2 protein-coding genes are annotated in these 1,380 nt (G+C 38.8%); both read right to left on the reverse strand.

Going from position 1 to position 1,380, the window contains the following annotated elements:
- The coding region (locus ACFIL8_RS10295) for a 6-phosphogluconolactonase (protein WP_375689687.1) at positions 1-428 on the reverse strand (428 nt) is incomplete at its 3' end.
- A 10-nt stretch (positions 429-438) separates the two neighbouring features.
- The coding region (gene zwf, locus ACFIL8_RS10300) for a glucose-6-phosphate dehydrogenase (RefSeq protein WP_375689689.1) at positions 439-1,380 on the reverse strand (942 nt) is incomplete at its 5' end.

Raw genomic sequence — 1,380 nt, forward strand, 5'->3', positions numbered from 1 at the left:
GTATGTCCATCCTCCCCCATTCCTAAAACAACAACATCAAAGGGTTTAGGCAAAGTATTAACACGACTCGCCGCTGAAAAAGCAGCAAGTTCAGCAGTAATTGCTTTATGATAAAGCCCTACAAAACGTGCTTTTTCGGCAAAATTTTGTAACAAATGACACCGTACCATATGTTCATTTGAACGTTCATCGTGTGTAGGGACAAAACGTTCATCGACCAAAGTGATAATAATATTTTGCCAATCAATATCCGCTTTTGACAAATAATGAAAAAACAATTCTGGTGTTTTACCACCAGACACCGCTAAAACTGCTCTCTTACGCTCAAGAACAGATACACTAAGCTCTGCGGCTACTCGATCTGCTAATGCTAAGGCTAAAGTCTGAGGGGTTTCAAAATCTAAACGGTCAATATTCATTCTATACATACTTATTGCTCTAAACTAAATTGTTCCATATACGCCTATCACGTTCCATGAGGCTCATCGAAGCAGACGGCCCCCACGAACCAGCATTATAACTGTGAACAGGCTGTTTTATTGCTTCCCATCCCTCAATGATTGGATCAATCCAACGCCAAGCAGCCTCAACTTCATCATGACGCATAAACAGTGTTTGATCTCCACGAATAACATCCATTAATAAACGTTCATAAGCATCAGGATTACGTTCAGAAAATGCGGAAGCAAAACTCATGTCTAATGGAATGTGACGAAATCGCATACCGCCATAACTTGGATCCTTAATCATCAACCATTGTTTTACACCTTCATCAGGTTGGAGACGAATTACAAGCCGATTAGAAAAAATTTCATCTAAATCCACATTAAAAATATTATGAGGAATAGGTTTAAAAACCACAACAATTTCAGACATTCGCGTGAACATGCGCTTACCTGTTCGTAAATAAAAAGGCGTATTAGCCCAACGCCAGTTATCAATCTTAACCTTAAGTGCTACAAATGTTTCACTCTTACTCACTCTTCCCAGATCATCAAAATAAGACTCTACCGATATACCATTTGATAGACCAGAAAGATACTGCCCACGTACAGTATGCTGCCCTACATTATGGACATCAAGCGGTGTTAAAGAATGTAAAACTTTAAGTTTTTCATCGCGCACAGCATTAGCACTGTTGGTAAATGGTATTTCCATCGCAACCAAACAAAGTAATTGTAGCATATGGTTTTGAACCATATCGCGTAGAGCACCAGTGCTTTCATAATATTCTGTACGGCCCTCTAACCCTAAAGATTCAGCAACGGTTATTTGAACATGATCAATATAATTGGAGTTCCATAGCGGTTCATAAAGTGTATTAACAAACCGCAATGCCATTAAATTTTGAACAGTTTCCTTCCCAAGATAATGATCAAT

Source organism: Bartonella sp. AP57NXGY, assembly GCF_042195805.1.
In the GTDB taxonomy this organism is placed as follows: Bacteria; Pseudomonadota; Alphaproteobacteria; order Rhizobiales; family Rhizobiaceae; genus Bartonella.